Here is a 20352-nt window from a genome sequence, read left to right on the forward strand (position 1 = left end):
ATTGCTTTCGTACAATCGAAAGTAGTAGGCTGCGCACGTGATCGTGAGGGTCGGTTTTGTGGATGAACTTGAAAAAGTACTGAGCAGCATAGGTTTTTCTCAATACCTTGATGCTTTTGTGCAAAATGACATTGATATGTCGCTTATTGACGATCTTACCCTCGATGAATTAAAGGAAATCGGGATTGACTCGCTGGGCCATCGGAAGAAAATCTTGGCGGGCCTCAAGAAGGCGGCGGAGACCTACGAGCCATCGAACACTGCGCCCTCGTCGACAGACCTTGAAGGGTCTACTGATGCAGAGCGAAGAGACGTCACCACAATTTTTGCCGATCTCAGCGGCTACACCGCGTTGTCGCGCGAATTGGACAAAGAAGACCTGCACGATGTGCTCTCTAGTTTGTACGAACGCTTCAATGAGATTGTGGTGCGTATGGGCGGCACGGTCGACCGTCATATCGGCGATTGCGTCATGGCAGTGTTTGGCGCTCCGGTCTCTTTTGGCAACGATAGTGAACGGGCTTTGCGCACGACCATCGAGATGCACCGCGCCATGGAAGAAATATCTCGAAGATTTGGGCGTGAACTGACCGTGCACATCGGCGCTGCAGCGGGAAATGTTCTATTCTCCAAAAGAGGTTATGGTCACCGAAAAGATCAAGACTTCACGTTAACAGGCGATACTGTGAACTTGGCATCCCGCCTTGCCGATCAGGCGGCGCCTAGGGAAACACTGATCGACGACAAGATTTTTCTGTCTCTCAGCCAGCGCATCGAGTGCGGTGCGCCCGTGTCGCTGGAAGTCAAGGGTTACGATACTCCGTTTCTTGCACACCGTTTCGTCGGTTTTGGGAGAGCTGTCGCGCAAAGCAAAATCGTCGGACGCGACAGAGAAGTCGATTTGCTGGGTAAAGCACTTGATGGGACCGTCTCCCGCCGGACGGGAGAAACAATATACCTGCGAGGAGACGCCGGTATTGGCAAGACAAGGCTGGTCCAGGAAACGCTTCAGGCGGCCAGGGCGAAAGGTTTTCAAGAACACTTCGCGCTGTTTCTTGACTTCGGTCTGGGAGACTCAGCGTCGCCCGTCAACAAGATCATTAGCAGTATGTGCGGTCTTGGCGAGCACGCTCAACATTCGGCCGTAATGTCGACGATCAAGCGATTGACTGAAGCGAACGTTCTCAATGAAATCTCCACGCTCTTTATGGTTCAGATCCTCGGCGTCAAACCGGATCATGACATGTCCGTGATTTTGGGCGCGATGAGTGACACCGCACGCATGGAAGGCCTGCATGAAACGATCCGGCGCGTCGTGCGCTACTTCTCGGCACAAACGCCACAGATGATCGTTTTGGAGGATATCCATTGGGCGGAGCTCAAAATGCTGCCCATTATAAATATTATCGTCGAAGAGACTCAGGCAAATCCGATCTTTCTTTTGATTACATCACGTATGGAAGGCCACGTGATGGATATGGACATTGCGCCAATAGACAGCTCCGCGCGTGTAAGGGCGATGACTCTGGGCGCGTTGAAAGCGACTGATGCGATGGAGCTTGCGCAGATGACCATCCGCGTGACGAACCAGATGGTGGATGAGTGCATTGAGAAGGCACAGGGAAACCCTCTTTTTCTCGTTCAAATGCTGGCTCATGCCAACGACGTGGATGGTCTCGTTCCGAGTTCGATCCAGAGCTTAATTCAAGCCCGCTTTGACCGCCTTGCACCGCAAGACAAAAAAATACTGCATGCGGCAGCGGTGCTGGGACAACGTTTTAAGATGAGCGCTGTCACTCAAATTGCAGACCTGAGCGTATATGACGAACGTCCCTTGCTGGACGCGGCTTTGATAAAACCCATCGATGACGGATATCTTTTTGCCCATGCTCTGATACGTGATGCCATTCTCAGAACCATTCTGCGGAAGGACTTGCGTGCATTGCATTTGGCAGCCGCTAATTGGTTTGAGAAGCGCGATGTCGTGCTCTACGCGCAGCATCTTTCGTTCGCTGAAGACCCGAGAGCCGCCAACGCGTTTCTCGCGGCGGCGCGTGACGCAAGGGATGGGTTCAAAGCCGAGGATGCTCTAGAATTTGCGCAAAACGGGTTGAGCTGCGATCCCGAGGCAGAAACGCGCGGTGCTCTTTTGCGGGTTAAAGGCGATGTGCTGCGGGAAACGGGTGACAGCGAGAAATCCATAGCGTGTTTCCGCGAGGCGCAGAAATGTGCAGCGCATGCGTTAGACAAATGCCGCTCGATGATCGGCATTGCTGCGGCTATGCGTATCCTGGACCGGATTGATGAAGCATACACGGTTCTTGACGAAGCCCAGACCATCGCCGAAGGTGGCGAGCTTTTGTCTGAGTTGAGCAATATTCACTATCTGCGTGGGAGCCTGCATTTTCCACGAGGTGCTTTGGACGATTGCCACAAAGAACATTCTAAATCCCTTGAGTATGCGCAAAGAGCAGATTTGCCGGAACGACAAGCCTTGGCGCTGAGCGGGTTGGGGGACGCCGCTTATGCGCGCGGCAGAATGTTCACAGCTCACAAGGTCATAGAAAACTGCCTGCAGCTTTGCGAGCAGCATGGTTTAGGTGCCGTGCAGAGTGCTAATCTGTTCATGTTGGCCACTACAAAAATCTACATGAATCAAACCGAACAAGCACTTGCCTGTGCCTTGCAGTCGGGCGAATTGGCGCAAAAACTTGGAACCCACCGTCCGGAAATCGTGTCACGACTGACAGCAGGCTGGATCCTCACGTCGATGGCGCGTTATGCCGAAGCACGCTCCGAGATCAACCGGGGAAGCAAATTGGCGGGGCGCCTCGGTGCCAAACGCTTTGTACCCTTTTTGGAAGAGACACTTGCTCGCATAGAGTTTGAACAGGGCAATGAAATTGAAGCAGAGCAACTCGCCGAGGCAGCGCTCAGGAAAGTCCGTGATATGGGCCTCGATACATTCATTGGCCCTTGGGTCATGTCCACTGTTGCACTGACAACATTAAACCCTGCGCGACGCGTTGAAATTCTGGAAGAAGGGGAGGCTTTGCTCGCCAAAGGTTGCGTGGGTCATAACTACTTTCGGTTTTACCGGAATGCCATGCAAGCTTGCCTGAACGCAGAGGCGTTCGATGAAGCGGAGCGTTTGTCCACGGCCCTCGAAACCTACACTTCAGCAGAACCGACGCCATGGTCGCAGTATCACATTCAACGGACCAGAGCGCTCGCAAATAAAGCGCGCGGCAACCCAGACAACGATGCATTGACAAAACTTCGAACGACGGCCGAAGCGGCATGCCTTTTTAACGCCATGCCGGTCATACGCAAAAAACAGTATCAGACGGCGGTTACCTGAAACCGATCGTACGCGCAGGAGAGGAAACACCCCATGGCCGACACACAAGCTTTGGAGACGGAATCGACGCAGGTTGTAAATGACGATCAATGGGCGGTTGTTCTTGAGGCTTTGCCGGATGCGGTGACTTTAAGCGAACCACCGGAATTGAGAGCATCGTTCAATGTCTTGAACGTTTCTGAAGGTGATATCCTGCCGCCAACCGGGATGTTTGTTGTCCTTGAAGGCAGCGTCGCCCTTTTGCAGAATGACGAGAAACTAGCGCAGGCTGGCGCGGGTGATTACTTTTACGAGGCGCACCTCGCATATTCGGAACTGCCCGTTGGTTTGACAGCGCAGGCACAGCAAACCACGACGCTGGCCTGCTTATCGCGCAACAAGTGGACCGATCTGAAAGACGAGACGCGCGAAGTGTTTGTCTCAACGCTTTTCGGCGACCTCGTGAACGTCTACATGCAGGACTTCCAGCAATCCATCAATTGCTGCAGCGTCACCGCCGCGGCACTGAGTATGACGGCGCTTGGCTTCTCTTGCGAGGTCAACGACATCTTCCGGAAGGTCAACTTGCCGAGTTCCTATGTCGTCAACACGGGAATAGCGCTGGGTGAGCTTTTCGATATCGCATGCAATTACATCCACACTGTTGGTCTTCGGGATCGGGTCAAGGTGACGCCGTTCTTTATGGACCCTGAAACAACGAGCGCGGAAACGTTGATGGAAGCCATTCTCGAATCCGAGCGTGTGGCAGGTAAAGACGACATCATTGTTGCCAATTTTCAGGTAGGCATTGCCCATGGCCGTCCGATGCCCGGCGGGCATTTTGCCGTGATCGCCAAGTGCAACCCGAGCACCGGTTTGCTTCACATGATGGACGTTCACCCGGAGAAATATGGCAAATTGTGGGTGACGACTGTGGGTCGGCTTTATGCTGCTATGTCCGATCGCGATGGAAGCTCGCATCGCGCGCGGGGCATACTTCGGTTCTCGGCCCGAGGTGCGGTCGCAACCGAGCTCAAGGCTATCAAACGTGAGATCCGTTACGTGGATAGCACGATTCATCTCAACATCTCGAATGACAAACGACATGAGATGTTCAGACGCTCCACTCCCAACCTCAACGGTTTGAGCGTTCTTGCAGAGAGTTTCGAGATTTTTGGAGATAACGGCGCCAGCGAAGACAAGCTGATGCAGGTCGCAGAACTTTCATATACGGAGTCCCTCAGCAAGGTCCGGTCGGCTGCAGAGCTCACCAAAATCGCGCGGCTGTATCTTGCGAAAATGGAAGACCTGCATGTAGAAGCCGAATTTCGATCGTTCAATACCAGAACTAAAGACAGCCCCGACACGCCGGAGGCCTGGTTCGAGGCGCAATTACAGACCCTCAAGCGGCCCCAGAACCAGAAGGAGAAAAAAAAACGTCACTTGCAGATCAACATCGACTTGAACCAAGTGCTCGGGCACAACGCGGTGGCTCTGCCCAGTAGCGAATTCACTGAAACAACCCTCTTGCAAGAGTTCTGGTGCCTTTGCATCGCATACGATGAAACAACCGATTACGTCACCCTCGTGGACATGAGCCCTGCGACTTCACAAGTTTGGCAGATACCCCGTACCACCCTCTTTCATGGGCTGCGCGACAACAAAGACCTCGAAATGGTCGTGCTGCAGGAACGTGAAAAGCCGCGTGATCCCGGTGACGTTCAGCGGTTGATCGACGAGAACAAACTGATCCTGTTTTATTCCGACGACGATCCGTGGTCCTACATGCTGCACAGTGTGCTCAACAACATCGGCGCCGAGGATCTGGTCGAGATTGATGTGTCCGGCGACGGCACGCTTGCGACACGCATGCGGCGGCAGCTTGAAACGATGACCGGCAAACTGACGGTGCCGTACCTGTTCTTGGAAAGGCAGTACCTCGGGAAAAGAAAAGACATCATGGATTCCTACATAGCCGGACGGCTTCAGGAAGACATCAAGAAGGCAGGTTTGCGCGTCTTGTTGAAAACCGAGACACCGAGCCTTGAGCACAACGACTACGGATATCCCAAAGGTGGTTTGACGGACCCGCGTGACGGGAAACGCAACGTGTTGCTATGCGCCTGCGGGTCCTCTGCGGCGGATAAAGTGCCGGAGCTTGTGCAAAAGCTCACCGACCTTGGCCACAACGTGAAACTGATACCTTCGCCGCACGCTGAGCATTTTTTTAAAGATGTCAAAAAGCGAGAAGAGCGTCCGTACGACATCTACGACCATATCACCCCCAAGGATGTTTATCGGGACAGCGATGAATGGAATTTCCGTTACACTCAGTTCGACATGGCAGTACGCGCATCTCACCTCGCCTTGTGCGATTGGGCGGATTGTGTGGTTGTCGCGCCGATCACATGCAACACCATGGGCAAAATTGCGCATGGTATCGGAGACACTCTGCTGACGTCAGTTTTTGTCGCCTGGCAGTATCAAACCAAGCCCGTGATATTCTGCCCTGCCTGCAACACAAATATGTGGAACAACATCACGACGCAGAACAATATAGCTATCCTCAAGCGTCTGGGTGGAACATTCGCGGGGCCGCGCCGGTCCACACTGTCGAATGGCACGCTCGGCATTGGTGCCATGGCAACACCTGACGAAATCGTTACGGCACTTAACATTGCGTTTGACGATCTGGACCATCAACCGGACCGGGTTATCAAGTGGGCAAAAGAAGCGGCAATGTCGCGTGACCCTCTCCTTTGGGAGCGCATCTTCAGAATGATACGAGAAGACGTGGTCGGCGTGCACGTTCTCGATCACGAAACGAAAGATACATTGCTTCATTTTGCATGTGGTGGTCCCGGCGAAATATTGGGCACAGGAACGACCCATGGCATTGAACATGTTGCAGCTGTAGAAGAGTTGCTGAAGTTCGGTATCGACGTGAACAGCGTTAATGTCGCCGGTTACTCCGCGATGCATGTTGCCATCAAGAACGGTGCCGAAGATATCATCAAACTGATCCTCAACACCGGTGAGTTCAAGATCCTGAGTTGCATGCGGATGTTGGCGGATTCGAAGGTTGAACTGTCAGACGAGACCCTAGAATTGCTCAACGGTTGGGCCAAGAACATGAGTCACGACACTCTCGAGCTTGAAGTTAACGACGAGGACGAGTCACTGGACGACGACAACGACACGACGTATCTCTACTTTACGTATGGTTCACTAAAGCGTGGCTTCCCGAACTTTGAGAAAAACGCGAAGTTGCTGAGCGATTTTGTCGGGGTGGCTACGACCACGCAGGCCTTACCTCTTATCGTGCAGAAAACACCGGGCTGCAACAATCCTAATTGCGGTTTTTTACACCGAATGGCTACGCTGGTTGACAAAAAAGGGTCGGGTAAACATATCAGCGGTGAAGTCTACCGCGTGACCGCACGGGGCCTGAAAGAGCTCGATAGGCTCGAAGGTTACGACCCCAACAACCACGAAAACAACACCTATGTGCGCAAGACAATTGCCGTTGAGGTGGAAGGCAAGACTGAAAAGGCCTTTTGTTATTTTATAGTAAACGCCGCGCAATATGAAGCTGCGGTCTCCGCAGGTGAGTCTGAAATCGTTTCCGAGTACACTCAGGAAATGGCCATCGCGATACCGAAAACAGAGAGCGTTTAGAATATGATACAGCTGACGGGCTTTGACGGGCTCTTTCGCATTCAGCGATAGGGCTAGGCTCGTCACTCTAAAGTGCTTGAGCCGTTGCCGTTGGCAAGACGCGTTTGGTCCCATCGAAGGCGAAGCCACTTTATGATGAGCGGCATTCGTAGGCAATCAAATCGTCAGCTTTGGGCTGTGGTTTCAACGGGTCGCTGCAACACAGGCCTCAAACGTCTCTGCCGGTGTATGATATTGCAAGGTCTTTCTGGGCCGCTCGTTGAGCTGGCGTGCAACGGCACTGAGTTCGGCCTGACTGAAGCCTGAGATGTCAATGCCTTTTCGGAAAGTATTGCCTGAGAAGGCGGTTGGTGTTTTCGTTACTACCATGCTGCCACGGAGACTGTGGATCACAAAAATAGACGTCGATCTTGGTCGCCATACTTCATGCTTAACACTCCATCTTACCAAAAAGATTAAAGTGTTGCGTCGACCCGTTGAAACCGCTAGGCAAACCTGCCGCTCGAAAAGAAACTGAATGTTTAATTGAGAATCCGACTTGTTTTGCTTATCAGATCACGGGGTTCCCTGAACATCGAATAGCCAGTTTTAGTTGCCTAAGCCGCCGAAATCGTTGTCAATGAAGTGAAACTCACTCAGATGGAAAGAAGGCGACTGACATAACGTAATGACGCACCTATATCGCTCGGTTTTCATATTTTTTCTTTGCCTCGCCAATATGGCGTCGTTGCCTCTCGCAGCTCAGACGGTTGATCACCCGCTGCGACCTCCGCAGACCGGCAGCCCGCAAGCGACACTGCAATCCTTCGTAAATGCAATGGACGAAGTATACGTGATTGCAACGGGAGATGGCGCACGCGGCAGTGACACAGTTTTGCCGCTGCGCCGCGCCGCAGCTACGATAGACATGTCCGCTTTCCCGGCCGAAATTCGGCGGAGTCAATCCATCGAAATGGCCCTGATGTTGGACGAGGTGTTAGACCGCATCGGGCTTCCCGACCTTTCGACGGTACCCTCAGCGGCCTCAGAGTTGCCGGAAAAATGGCGTATACCCAATACGCCGATTACAATATCGCTCATTGATGAGGGACCGCGTTCGGGCGAATACCTATTCACAAGCCAAACCGCTCAAAACATACGCGAGTACTATGAATCGGTGCGCGATCTTCCTTACTCAAACGCCACTACGCCAGGTCTCTATACAGCATATCTCACAACGCCCGGTCCCGGAATTGCGCTGCGCTGGAGCGAACGCCTGCCAGAATGGAGTAAGAGAACCGCGTTTGACCAGACCTATTGGCAGTGGACCGCGCTGTTCGTAATCGCATTGCTTATTGTGTTGCAGTTTGTGCCAATCCTGCGTGTATCGCGTTCAGTCGCCGGCGCAGAAACCGAAAACCAGGAACGAGCGAGACGCCGTCGACAGTTTATGACATTGCTTGGTGCACTGGTACTCACAATAGCTGCGGCCTGGTTCGTGGACGAAATCGTCAATCTCACTGGCGATACTCAAATCACTGTTGCTTATGCCCTGGCCTTACTGCGCTTTGTGTTGCTGGGCTGGATCGTGATTGTTGCCGGAAACTTGTGTGTCGATTTGGTGAGTTGGGTACGGGGATTGGAACAGAACTCGGCAGGCGTGCTCTTATTGACGGTTGTTAGCTGGATCGTCGTGGGACTGTTTCTTTTCGCTCTGATTGTGGCCGCAGCACAAAGGTTTGGTTTCCCTGCATACTCCGTCGTCACCGGTCTTGGCGTGGGCGGCATTGCTATCGGGCTCGGTGCACAGGCTTTAGTGCGGGATATCCTGTCTGGCGTTTTCTTCCTGATGGATGACGCCTTCCGCAAAGGCGAATACGTCAAAGTCGGCGATGCGATGGGCAATGTCGAGAAAATCTCGATCCGTTCGATGCAACTGCGCCATCACCTTGGGGCCGTTCATACCATCCCTTATGGGCAAATTGCCCAGGTCACGAATTTCAGCCGTGATTGGGTTATCGTTCAGCTCAGTTTTACGGTGCCCTACGAAACCGATCCCAAGTTGATTAAAGGGAAATTCAAAGAAATCGGCGAAGACATGATGGCCGACCCGGCCTTTGCCGAAAGTTTCATTGAGCCTTTTAAGAGCCAGGGTGTGTTTGACTTCGATGATGTGGGTATGGTTGTCAGGGGCAAGTTTATGACCAAGCCAGGTGAGCAATTCACCATTCGCGCAGAACTGCAAGCACGCGTGAAGGCTGCTTTTGATGAGGCTGGTATAAACTTCGCACGCAAAGAGGTTCGAGTTGCCATGCCAGATGTTGAAAGCGCCACCGGCCAATCCAATTCGGAACAACGTGCTGCGGTTGCGGCTGCAAGCGCAAGTGAGCCATCAAAATCATGAACCATTATCGGACGGGGCGTTACTTCGTCCAACGCGTTCGATCTAAGCTGTTGGCCACGGCATACCGCTGGTTCCTGGTGCATTTGCGATGCCTTGGCCGCTGTTCATGTTTGCGCAATGGATGCGTCGCGCCGATATTTGGGCGCTGTCAGACCAATTCGAATTCGTCTCTGCAAGGACAATATGACTGCCCTTTATTCCGCACCGAGACCGCGCCACTCAGCCAGAGCGGCGGCGCGGTTGAGTTTGAAATTCGTTCGACTTGAGAGGCTGCGTTCCTGATTAAAATGGTTGTAGACGGAAGCGTGGACGGAGGCGAATTTCTGCAAACTTCGCATCCGTCTGAACCGAAGCATGGCTCGCTCTCGTCGTCGAAACGGCAGGTGTGAATTCTCCACTCGGTTGTTCATCCACCGGCCCGTTTCCTGCCTGTCTGCGGCGCCGATCTCTTTCAGCGCAGCACCATATGAGCGCAGCAGGTCCGTGACGAACACCTCCGGGCAACCATGCTTACGCATTGCTTTCTTTAAGAATTTCAACGCCGCCTTCTTATCACGGGTCTTCGTGACGTAGCTTTCGAGCACCTCGCCCTCGTGATCGACGGCCCGCCAAAGGTAGTGCCGCTCACCGTTGATCTTGACGAACATCTCGTCAAGATGCCAGCGCCACTTGCTTGATTTCATACCGGCAATTCGGCGTTTTCGGATCTCCGCCGCGAACATTGGACCGAACCGATGCCACCAGTACCTCACAGCCTCATGACTGACATCGATGCCGCGCTCGTGCAGCAAATCTTCGACATTCCGAAGCGACAGCGGGAACCGGACGTACAACATTACCGCCAGGCGGATAATCTCACGGCTCGTTTTAAAATAGCGAAATGGGTCAGGATTGGTCATCCGGTGAGGCTACGAAACCGCCCTGCCCGTCTCAATCTAATTTGCTCTGACAGTACCCTGGAAGCTGCTCAACACCCGGTATGACGATGGCGGCAAGTCCGGCGGCACCCTGGAGCGCCCGGCCCTGCAGCAGTTGCTGGGTGATATCGGGACGGGCCGCATCGACATGGTGGTGGTCTACAAGATCGATCGCCTCACACGATCCCTGGCCGATTTTGCAAAACTGGTGGACCAGCTGGACGCCGCCGGGTGTTCCTTTGTCTCCGTCACCCAGGCCTTCAACACCTCATCCTCCATGGGGAGGCTCACCTTGAATGTGCTGTTGTCCTTTGCCCAGTTCGAACGGGAAGTGACCGCGGAACGTATTCGAGACAAGATTGCCGCCTCCAAGAAGAAAGGTCTCTGGATGGGGGGTGTGCCACCGCTGGGCTATGACCCGCATCCCGACAGGACCCGCCGGGAACTGGTCCTGAATGAAGGCGAGGCGGTCACGGTGCGACGGCTGTTTGCCCTCTATCAGGAACTGGGTTGCCTCAACGCGGTGACGCGACAGGCGGACGTTGAAGGCCTGCGCTCCAAACACCACGTCTTCAAAACCAGTCGGGAACAGGGCAACCGCCCCTTCAGTCGCGGCCAGATCTATCACGTTCTGCGCAATCCGACCTATCTTGGGCGCATACGGCACAAGGACAGATCGTTCCCCGGCCTGCATGCCGCCACCATCGACCAGGCCCTTTGGGACCGGGTGCAGGCAAAGCTGGAAGCCACGGCGATGCGCAAGCGCGGGAGCAAAACAGCGAATGGCCCCCACCCCCATGCCTTGAATGCCGAAGCGCCGCTGCTCGGCAAGCTCCGCGACGAGACCGGCGACATCCTGACACCGTCGCACACGAAGAAAGGCAATCGTCGTCATCGCTACTATGTCTCAAACCGACTGGTCTCGGGAAAGCCGGACCCTGCAGGCTGGCGATTGCCGGCCAAGGCATTTGAAGCCGCCGTGGCCTGCGCCATTCAGGACAGCCTGACACGCGCAGCCGAGAGACACGAGGTCATCGTTGCGAAGGATGTCGTGGTGCTGCAGGACGCCTCGGCGCGGGCACACAGTCTGGCGGCACGCATTGAACACGAAGGCATACGCCAGGCGGCACCTCTGATCGACAGCGGCACGATCCGTAAAGACAGGCTCGGCATCACGCTGTGTGCGGCGGCGCTTTCGAATGCGCTGGAGCTGCAGGAGGGTGAACCCGCACCCGCCCTTTTGCGCATCAAGGCCCCGTTCCATTGCCGGCGACGCGGGGCGGAGATGAAGATTATCGCGGGCAGCTTCCAGCCCGTACCCGACAAAACCATGATCCGCGCCCTGCGCAATGCGCATGCCTGGGTGAGACACATGAAGGCAGGTGCCTCGATCCGGGAGGTCATGATGCAGGCCAACAAGTCCGACAGCTATGTCTCGCGCATCATGCTCCTGGCCTTCCTCGCTCCCCGGATCCAGAAAGCCATCATCGACGGCACCCAGCCGGTATCTCTGACCCTGGAAACCCTGATCAGATCGCGCATGCCACGGGACTGGAACGCTCAGGAGGTCCTGTTCGGGTTTGACGCAAAATCCTGACCCCGAACGCCCCTGCAACCCCGTTCCCTGTTCCGTCCCTGAAAATCCCTGTTCGCCCGCGAAAAGTCCCTGTTAAGGGTCAGAAAATTCCCTGTTCCATATCTTAGGGAATTCTCCTTCTAACCTATTGTAATGCCAGCGCTTTATTCACGCCAAAACCACTCAAACAGGCCGAAATCGAAAAAATTCCCTGTAAATTCCCTGTTAACAGGGAATTCCCCGCCAAACCCCACCGTCCAAACCAGCCAACTGAGACAACCACGCAAATGCCCGCGAAAATCAGCAGAAATCCCGTCTCAGCACGACTCAAATCCCGCAAAATCGCGGGAAAATCGGACAGAATTTTGATAAATTATCACATAATTACAATGGGTTATGTGGGTGGCGGAGGGCGTGTCCGCAATGATTATGCCTTAAGTACTTGATAAATATAATAAAAACTTATTGCATATCGATTAATACCACATAAAATACCACGCTGAAGTTGAGAATAGTCGGTTCAGGCACGCCAGTCGCACCCACGCTTTGCAGCCAGCCGATATCCAGCACCTATCCCATTTCACAGCCAAAGCCAAAGCCAAAAGGGATCACCTCTATGAGGCGGCATTCTTTTGTGACTTACTTTTACGACGACCAATGAAGCCAAGACCGCCTATGCCAAATGGCAGTAGCGGCAGGGCAACGGCAACGCTAGCGAGTGTACTTGGCCTTGGCGCCGCACCTGGGCGCGTCGAGTAGCCTTTGAGTGGGGTTCATGGGGTGGTAGCAACGTTCGCCAAATTCAGTGGCCGGACATACGGTGGGGTATTCCAGTGCACTGCCCCCAACCCAGGAAACTCGTGCGCGCCAAACGCCGCTACCACAATTTAAAGTAGTAGTGGCCTTTTGATATGCAAGGTGGAATTGGTGCGACCTTTTCCCATATCCAAAAACTGCAACAAAACTTAGAGATTGGGTGAGTCGCCACCTGCGTCAAAGAAATCGGGCTTGCGGATACTCTCGCTTCGGAATCATGCGCCCAAACAACCCGACACCGGCATTAGTTTCCTGCGCCATGCGTAACGCCAGCACCCGCATACTAGGCTCTGGATTTACAAGACCGAAAATTGATGAATTCGGCAAAGCGGACCTTGGTGCGCTCCGCGGCGAATGACTGCCTTGAGCCCGAAGCCGTCCTTTGGAAAATTCCTGCTAACTGTCTTCCCTGTTCCTCTACCATGCGAAATAGTGAGGCACTCCAAAAAAAAAGGCGCCCCATCAGAAGCACCTTTGAAATTTTTGTTAAACAAACGGGTTACCCTGTTGTCGGAACGCAGCCATCGGTTACTGGGTCGTAAACACTACCTTCGGCACATGTCATGGAAGCTTGCTTTTGCTTACCCCCGTTGCATTCAGAAGCAATTCCCATTGCGGGCAGGATGCTCAGGGCCACCGCTGCGGCCAAGGCCTTGATCGTCATTGCGGTTCTCCTTTTCACTCAAGTGCTTCGGAGGATAGCAACTGAACCAGTTCGGTCAACCAAAACAATAGGAAAAATGTCAGCGCACTGCTGCCATCCCAGAGCCCGGCACTGGCGCGGACATTCGGTAATGGGGCTCTCGACGTATTCAGGGCCAATGACGCTTTAAATAATATTGTTCGCTTTAACGCGGCCACCGTCGCGTCACAGCGGCGTATCCACGATTAATATTGGTATCAAGCGATCATTAATAGGCAAATTCCAGCATGCCTTAAAGAAAGGACTATTTTCTTAGAGAAGACGCAACTGGCTCTGGAATAAATTGGCCCCTGAAAACGTCCTTTATGTACTGGGTTTATTAGAATTGAGCCCGGAAGCAGCAGCCTAGGGAGGAATTGATGGCATTAGATACTGACAAAAAAGGGAATATGGATGGGAATGTGGATCAGCACGAAGAAATTGATCCGAACCGCCGTAGTTTTTTAACCAGGACCAGCGTTGCGTCTATTGCTGCAATTGTAGGTACATCAATCCCATTCCACCAAAACTTGCCTTTTGGTTTCGTACCTGCAGCGTCAGCTCAGGACAACGTCCTTGTAGGCAAGGATGGGTTGACCCTCTTGAACGACCGTCCCGTGAATGCGGAAACGCCGCCGGAACTTCTCGATGATGCGATTACACCAACGGACCGGCATTTTATTCGCAACAACGGATTATTGCCAGACAGCATGGACGCGGCGACCTGGACGCTGACCGTTGACGGATTTGTGGATGCACCGCTTGAACTGTCTATTGCTGATTTGAGCGATCAGTTTGAGGTAGTGACCATGGCTCTCGCCCTTGAGTGCGGCGGCAATGGCCGGGCCTTCTTCAACCCGCCCGCAAAGGGAAATCAATGGACCTACGGTGCGATTGCTTGTTCTGAATGGACTGGTGTAAGGCTGAAAGACGTGCTTGAGAAGGCAGGTGTTCAGTCCAACGTTATCTATACCGCGCACTACGGCGCTGACGTTCACCTTTCTGGCGACCCAGAAAAGCGGCCGCTTTCACGCGGGCTGCCGATTGAAAAGGCACTAACTGACAATATCCTCATCGCATTTGAGATGAATGGCGAAGCTCTGCATCCGATGAATGGCGCTCCTCTGCGTCTTGTTGTTCCCGGCTGGCCAGGGTCGTGCTCGCAGAAGTGGCTCAGCCGGATAGAACTGCGCGATCAGGTTCACGATGGAGCCAAAATGACCGGCACATCCTACAAGGTTCCGGCCTATCCCGTCGAACCGGGGCAAGAGATCCCCAAGGAGGACTGGGAGATCATCCAGCGAATGCCTGTCAAATCGCTCGTGACTTTCCCCGCGAACGGAACTGACCTGAGCGGTTCAGAAACCGAGGTGCGTGGTCATGCATGGGCAGGTGACCGCTCGATAGATAAGGTCGAGATTTCCAAGGACTTTGGCAAGACCTGGATGGATGCAGACCTTGACGCGCCTGTCAACGACGGTGCCTGGCAGAATTGGCGGGCCACCGTCACTTTTCCACAGGCGGGCTACTATGAGGTCTGGGCCCGGGCGACTGACAGTGATGGCATTATGCAACCCTTCGCAATCGACTGGAATGCCAAAGGGTATCTGAACAATACAATGCACAGGGTCGGCGTCCGCGTCAGCTGATTTTACTTTAGGGCGGCCTGACGCAGGTCGCCCTATAAATTTCTAATTACAGGAGCGTTTCATGTCATTCGCACACTTGCGAAGCGTCGTAACCGCGTGCGCCGCGGCATTTCTTGCCGGGCCTGTCACGGCAGATATAACGGCAGCACTGGGTACAGCCGACGCGAGCGCCGGAGAGCGTGTCTTCAAAAAATGCACAAGCTGCCATACCGTTGAAAAAGGTGGTAAAAACCGTGTTGGGCCCAATCTCTATGGGATCGTTGGACAACCTGTAGCGTCGGTTGAGGGTTTTCGTTATTCCGATGCCATTCAAGGTTTTGGCGGCGAATGGTCCCCCGACCGGCTAAGTGCATACCTTAAGAACCCACGGAAAGCTGTGAAGGGGACACGAATGAGCTTTCCGGGTCTGAAGTCGGAGGAGGACCGCGCCGATGTCATTGCGTTCCTGAACAGCAACTCAGACGATCCCCAGGAATTCAAAACAACAGAGACGTCCGCGAAGGAAGAGCCACAGGAAGAAGTGTATGAATTCGGCAGTTTGTTCGATGCTTCTGGTGTTGAAACGACCTATTATGCATGCACAGCCTGTCACTCGGAAATGATCATCGCACAACAGGGACTGTCCCGCGCGCATTGGGACGAGTTGCTGGAATGGATGGTCGAAGAACAGGGTATGTCGGAAATACCTGAGCCCGACCGTACGGAAATCATTGATTACCTTGCAACCCACTATAATGAAGATCGGCCTAATTTTCCGCGGCCATAAATAACTGATCTTCTGTGTGCGGGGCCTATCGGTGAGTGTCAGCCCGTACAGGGTGTGGCAGTCTCTGTCGCATTCTGCATTGTTGCGTAGACCCTGTCCAGTGACTGTTGCCGGGTCTCTTTTTGCAGATATGCGGAGATAGCACTGAACTTTTGCGCATCCATTCCGGTTGCCAATATCGCATGATGCAAGCCGTCGTCGGTGCTCCAACCGTATGTCTGAGATCCGGCGGCGGTCGGCAAGTCCAGCGGTTCAAGACCCCTGAAATAGGATAACCGACAGCCATTCCGCCCAGAATAATGAGCTACTGTGCCCGCTTGGAATGATGACAGTGCAACTGCCCGTAGATTTCCACCAGTTAGATCAGGCATTCCGGATGCCGCGGTTGTCGAAACAGCGCGCAGATCGCTGCCGATCACAGTAAAGTTTTCTTTAAGGTACGCTTTGTGAATATCTAGCAACGTATTCCGGTCGCTGCTCACAGTACTTATCGCTACCGCAAAAACCACGGAGGCGGCAAGGGCACCTCCAGCCAGCCAAGCTAAGCGCGATCCAATAGAAGTAACTGGGGATCGGTCTCGAGCATCATCAATAGGCACAGGGCGCAAAGTGGAAAGGCTGTTACTTGCCTCGCGTACACGCAAAAGCGTTGATGCAAGGTCGGCTTCACTTGCCAGACGCGCCTTGAACTTACGAGCATCACCCGGCGACATTTCACCGTCATGATACGCGCTAAGGTATTCCCAGTCTTCGTCGCTTAAATGTGTCATCTCTTTCGAACTGCCCGTTTTGCCGGAAAAGCCGTATCGTCCACAATTGCTAAAAGTGCCCTGCGAGCCCGACTAATCCTGCTCATGATCGTGCCTGCCGGAACGTCCATAACCGTTGCCGCCTCCGCATACTTCAGCCCCAAAATGTCCACAAGAAATAACACTTCACGAGCCTCCGGTTTCAGCTTTTCGTAGGCCAATCTGACCAGAACATTTCTGGCGGTATCAGACTGGCCGTCAGTCACATCTAATAGACGTTTCTCAGCGGCAAGATATTCCCTGCGCACACGTCGCTTTCGAAGTTCGTCGTACCTAAGGTTTCGAATGACCCGGAACATCCACGGGCGCAGTTCACTCCGTATTGTGGGGCGGTTTTCCGATCTCACGGCTCGTTCAATCGCGTCTTGCACTAAGTCTTCTGCGTTTTCCTGACGTTGACAGATCGCGCGCGCATAAGCGTGAAGCTCTGGAAGCAAGCTTTCGAGATGCGGAAAACAAACCATGCGGTATCGTACCGTAATCCTCGATGTCGAGCAAAGCGCTTTTATGTGGCCGTCCGCCTTTCTATGCTGCTTTGGTTTCAATCCGAAACGATTGCTCTCTCATTCATTGAAGTCACCAAAAAAAAACTGGTGAACTGACGATCCCTTGATAAAATCCTCGATGCACGGGGACGGAAAATGACGAAGAACGACAATAGCGACCTTGTTGAGTTATGTTACACGTCAATAAATGAGGTCGAGGGATACCAAGTCTTTATTGAAACACTTTCTCAAAAGATTTGTGCTGATGCCGCAGACATTGTGCTAGAAAATACCGCCGATGGTTCATGCCAAACATTGGGATCTTTGGGCTTCGATCCAACTTTTCTGGAAAACTACGACACAGAATATCTTGGAAAAAACCCGTGGTTTGAAGAAATAGAAAAGCTAACTCCGAACAAATCTCATACAGACGAAATATTCTCCGAGAAACTGGAAAAAAGTGCTTATTTCAATGAGTGGGTAAAGCCACAAGGACTAGAGCACTCGATCGGCGCAGTTCTGGAGAGCCAAAGGGATTGCAACGGTTGGATCGGTTTATCCCGTTGCACTGGCAGTAATCATTTTTCCGATAAAGAAAAAGTAGTCATAGATATCGTCTTACCTCATCTGAAACGCTCAGTTTCAATCTTAAAGCGTTTAAATATTGACGAAGGAGCGACCAAGGTTTTTTCCATGGCAGTTGGCTGCATGGCGCTTCCCATCATCGTTTTGGATAACCAGGGACGCGTAGTTGAGATGAACACAAAAGCCGACGAGTTTCTTTCTAAGAACTCACAGCTTAAAATCTCGGTTAGTGGACACATTCAAACGCACTGCGGCAGAACACACGCCAAGATCGGTGCGGCAATTTATCAAGCACTGACCACGCTCGATAAACCAGAGGTACTACCACCTGCGCCTGTAATCGTTCCAGGCCATCAACAGGACGACGCGTGCTCATTTGAGGCGGTCCATTATCGCGGCTCGTATGGTTTAAGTGGTGTGGTCGTAGTCTTAAGACCAGTACGCAAACTTTGACCAGCAGCATCGGGCTATTCCGAACTCCGGCCGTGCAGCAGACGTCTAATTAGCATTCTGATGCTGCGCGGCGGCGAACGGCAACTTCGTCCCGCATGTGAGACATACGTCGCAACCGCAGCGAACGTCCGCTGCCGGTGAAAGCAGTCGTTCAAAAGCAAAAATTCGAATTTGTAATCATGAAGGACTGCTTTGCGCCGCACAGCAGACAGTCACCAAATTTCGGTGAATGACTGCATCGAGCCCAGACTCTCTGTTTGTCAAAGAAATGCGAATGACAGCTTTCGCGGCCGTTCATAATTGTCCGGCCAATGCTTGCCTCCACAGAATCCACAAACGGACAATTTGTGATAGCTGCCGCAAGTCGATTGACTGCGCGCTTTTGATTGAGCAGGTTAGAAAATGTGACGTTTTGCAGAGACGGCCACGCCGCTAAATTGAACTGAAAACATGTCGTCGTAGGAGGCAAAATGCTTGATCACATTGGTCAGATTCCAGCCGCAGCCGCACTAAAATTCTCTGACAAAGATGCGCTTGTATTTGAAGGGCGGACATTTTCGTTCAATGAGATCAACGATCTGGTGGAACGCGCGGCAGGTGGGTTGAGTGATTTGGGTATCTCGCCAGGTGATACGGTCACGCTCTATGCTGCGAATTCGTGGGAATGGATTGTCAGCTATTACGCTATTGCTCGGCTTGGCGCGGTCATCAATCCGGCCAATACGATGTTGACCCCCAAAGAGATCGAATATGTCGTAAAGGATTGTGGTGCCAAAGCGATTATGGCCTCGCCTGAAAAAGTGGCCGGGATCATGGGCGTCAAAGCCGTATCAGATGTCAGCGCCATCATTTCTTTTGGCAGCGAACCTGCCGAAGGGGCCGTGTCGTTTGATGCGCTGATCGCAGCGAATATCCCTGCTCCTGCACCGATAGATGTTGACCCCGCTGCTTTGTCAACAATCGGCTATACGTCGGGCACAACAGGGCACCCCAAGGGCGCGATGCAATCGCACCGGGCAGTGATCACCAATGGGGCGATGACCAGCCAAATGCAGATGCGCGGCGCACAGGATTGTGTGGTCAGTGCCCTGCCATGCCCGCATGTGTATGCAAATGTTATCATGATGAGCATGATGATGTTCGGCAGCAAATTGGTGTTGCATCGTACATTCGATGTGGATTTGGCCTTTGCCGATATCGCAGCGCACAAAGCAACCATTTTCGACGGCGTTCCCGCCATGTACATGTTCATGCTGAACAGCCCCACTCTCAAAGAAGCCGATCTGACGAGCCTGACGCGCTGCTATGTTGGCGGTCAGACCATGCCGGTAGCCACCATGGAAGCGGTTGAGGCCGCGTTCAAAATACCATTGATCGAACTTTGGGGCATGACTGAAATTGCCGGTCTCGGGTCAACGCACCCGCTTTACGGCACCAACAAACACGGCTCAATTGGTTGCGCTCTGCCTTATTGCGAACTTCGGATTGCCGATGCGGAGGATGCCGCCAACACAATGCCACGCGGCGAGGTCGGCGAATTGATGGTCCGCGGCCCAATCGTGATGATGGGATATTTTAATGATGAAGAAAAAACTCGCGAGGCGCTTGAACCGGATGGCTGGCTGCACACCGGTGATTTAGGGACAATGGACACGGATGGTTGCGTCTATATTGTGGACCGTAAGAAAGACATGATCTTAACTGGGGGATTTAATGTCTACCCCGCTGAAATAGAACGGGTTTTGGCGACACATCCTGCCGTTGCACTTGCCGCGGTTGGCAAGCTGCCTGACGACATCAAAGGCGAGATTGCAAAGGCTTATATTGTCCTGAAAACGGATACGACCTGTTCTGAAGATGAGATAATCTCGTTTTGCCGAAAATCTCTGGCTGCCTATAAATGCCCGCGCAAAGTCCAGTTCGTCAGCGACGTTCCTAAGACCAGCACAGGTAAGATCATGCGCCGGGAATTACATACGCTGGATATTTGAGCAGATCATTTCGAGAACCCCGAAATGTCTTACTGCATCTGGGGGATGCGCCGGTCACAATCAGCAATCCGATCAAGTATTCCGATGGCAGTTGTCGCTCCATTTCAACTGGCGAAGCTCGCGTGGATCGAACTTTTGAACCACAATAATCGAAGGCGATCATTGGGCGCGACAGCGAAAGCGGACATCTGCACGTACCGCAGCGAACTCACCCTTAGTCCG

At 53.1% G+C, this 20352-nt stretch carries 12 protein-coding genes and 1 pseudogene; 8 read left to right on the forward strand and 5 right to left on the reverse strand.

What is annotated here, in order from left to right; all coding sequences use genetic code 11:
• The first annotated feature begins 58 nt into the window (after positions 1-58).
• Together C1J05_RS10615 and C1J05_RS10620 are read left to right on the forward strand one after the other, a co-directional pair.
• The gene (locus C1J05_RS10615) at positions 59-3361 is read left to right on the forward strand and encodes an adenylate/guanylate cyclase domain-containing protein (protein ID WP_162797995.1); all 3303 of its coding nucleotides are present in this window, start codon (positions 59-61) and stop codon (positions 3359-3361) included.
• A gap of 33 nt (positions 3362-3394) precedes the next feature.
• Positions 3395-7018 carry a flavoprotein gene (locus C1J05_RS10620; RefSeq protein WP_114870229.1) on the forward strand — a complete coding sequence of 1208 codons (3624 nt, stop codon included), beginning with the start codon at positions 3395-3397 and terminating at the stop codon, positions 7016-7018.
• A gap of 183 nt (positions 7019-7201) precedes the next feature.
• Here C1J05_RS10620 and C1J05_RS10625 read toward each other — a convergent pair.
• Positions 7202-7442, reverse strand: a pseudogene (locus tag C1J05_RS10625) (IS30 family transposase); the annotation flags it as partial.
• 243 nt (positions 7443-7685) lie between these two features.
• Between C1J05_RS10625 and C1J05_RS10630 the strand changes: the two are divergent.
• Positions 7686-9401: a mechanosensitive ion channel family protein gene (locus C1J05_RS10630; RefSeq protein WP_114870230.1), complete on the forward strand. Its 1716-nt coding sequence runs from the start codon at positions 7686-7688 to the stop codon at positions 9399-9401.
• 194 nt (positions 9402-9595) lie between these two features.
• Here the strand turns inward: C1J05_RS10630 and C1J05_RS10635 are convergent, their stop codons facing one another.
• Positions 9596-10300 (reverse strand): IS6 family transposase, encoded by a 705-nt coding sequence (locus tag C1J05_RS10635; RefSeq protein ID WP_114870231.1) that lies wholly within the window; start codon positions 10298-10300, stop codon positions 9596-9598.
• A 64-nt stretch (positions 10301-10364) separates the two neighbouring features.
• On the opposite strand from C1J05_RS10635, the gene C1J05_RS10640 reads away from it, so the two are divergent.
• Positions 10365-11915 carry a recombinase family protein gene (locus C1J05_RS10640; RefSeq protein WP_302622796.1) on the forward strand — a complete coding sequence of 517 codons (1551 nt, stop codon included), beginning with the start codon at positions 10365-10367 and terminating at the stop codon, positions 11913-11915.
• A gap of 1294 nt (positions 11916-13209) precedes the next feature.
• Here C1J05_RS10640 and C1J05_RS21415 read toward each other — a convergent pair.
• The gene (locus C1J05_RS21415; protein ID WP_162797996.1) at positions 13210-13374 is read right to left on the reverse strand and encodes a hypothetical protein; all 165 of its coding nucleotides are present in this window, start codon (positions 13372-13374) and stop codon (positions 13210-13212) included.
• A 398-nt stretch (positions 13375-13772) separates the two neighbouring features.
• On the opposite strand from C1J05_RS21415, the gene C1J05_RS10645 reads away from it, so the two are divergent.
• Complete coding sequence (locus tag C1J05_RS10645; protein ID WP_114870233.1) at positions 13773-15041, forward strand: sulfite oxidase; 1269 nt, start codon at positions 13773-13775, stop codon at positions 15039-15041.
• A gap of 61 nt (positions 15042-15102) precedes the next feature.
• Positions 15103-15807: a c-type cytochrome gene (locus tag C1J05_RS10650; RefSeq protein WP_114870234.1), complete on the forward strand. Its 705-nt coding sequence runs from the start codon at positions 15103-15105 to the stop codon at positions 15805-15807.
• 38 nt (positions 15808-15845) lie between these two features.
• On the opposite strand, the gene C1J05_RS10655 is transcribed toward C1J05_RS10650, so the two are convergent.
• Both C1J05_RS10655 and C1J05_RS10660 read right to left on the reverse strand, forming a co-directional pair.
• Positions 15846-16577, reverse strand: a complete 732-nt coding sequence (locus C1J05_RS10655) for an anti-sigma factor family protein (RefSeq protein ID WP_114870235.1) — start codon at positions 16575-16577, stop codon at positions 15846-15848.
• Entirely contained in the window at positions 16574-17080 is a 507-nt protein-coding gene (locus C1J05_RS10660) for an RNA polymerase sigma factor (protein ID WP_114870236.1), read from the reverse strand. The genes C1J05_RS10655 and C1J05_RS10660 overlap by 4 nt, the downstream gene beginning before the upstream one ends.
• A gap of 177 nt (positions 17081-17257) precedes the next feature.
• Here C1J05_RS10660 and C1J05_RS10665 point away from each other — a divergent pair, with 177 nt between their 5' ends.
• Positions 17258-18139 (forward strand): hypothetical protein, encoded by an 882-nt coding sequence (locus C1J05_RS10665; RefSeq protein ID WP_114870237.1) that lies wholly within the window; start codon positions 17258-17260, stop codon positions 18137-18139.
• A 470-nt stretch (positions 18140-18609) separates the two neighbouring features.
• The gene (locus tag C1J05_RS10670; RefSeq protein ID WP_114870238.1) at positions 18610-20130 is read left to right on the forward strand and encodes a class I adenylate-forming enzyme family protein; all 1521 of its coding nucleotides are present in this window, start codon (positions 18610-18612) and stop codon (positions 20128-20130) included.
• Positions 20131-20352: the final 222 nt, after the last annotated feature.

The sequence above is a fragment of the Sulfitobacter sp. JL08 genome (assembly GCF_003352045.1).
Lineage (GTDB): Bacteria > Pseudomonadota > Alphaproteobacteria > Rhodobacterales > Rhodobacteraceae > JL08.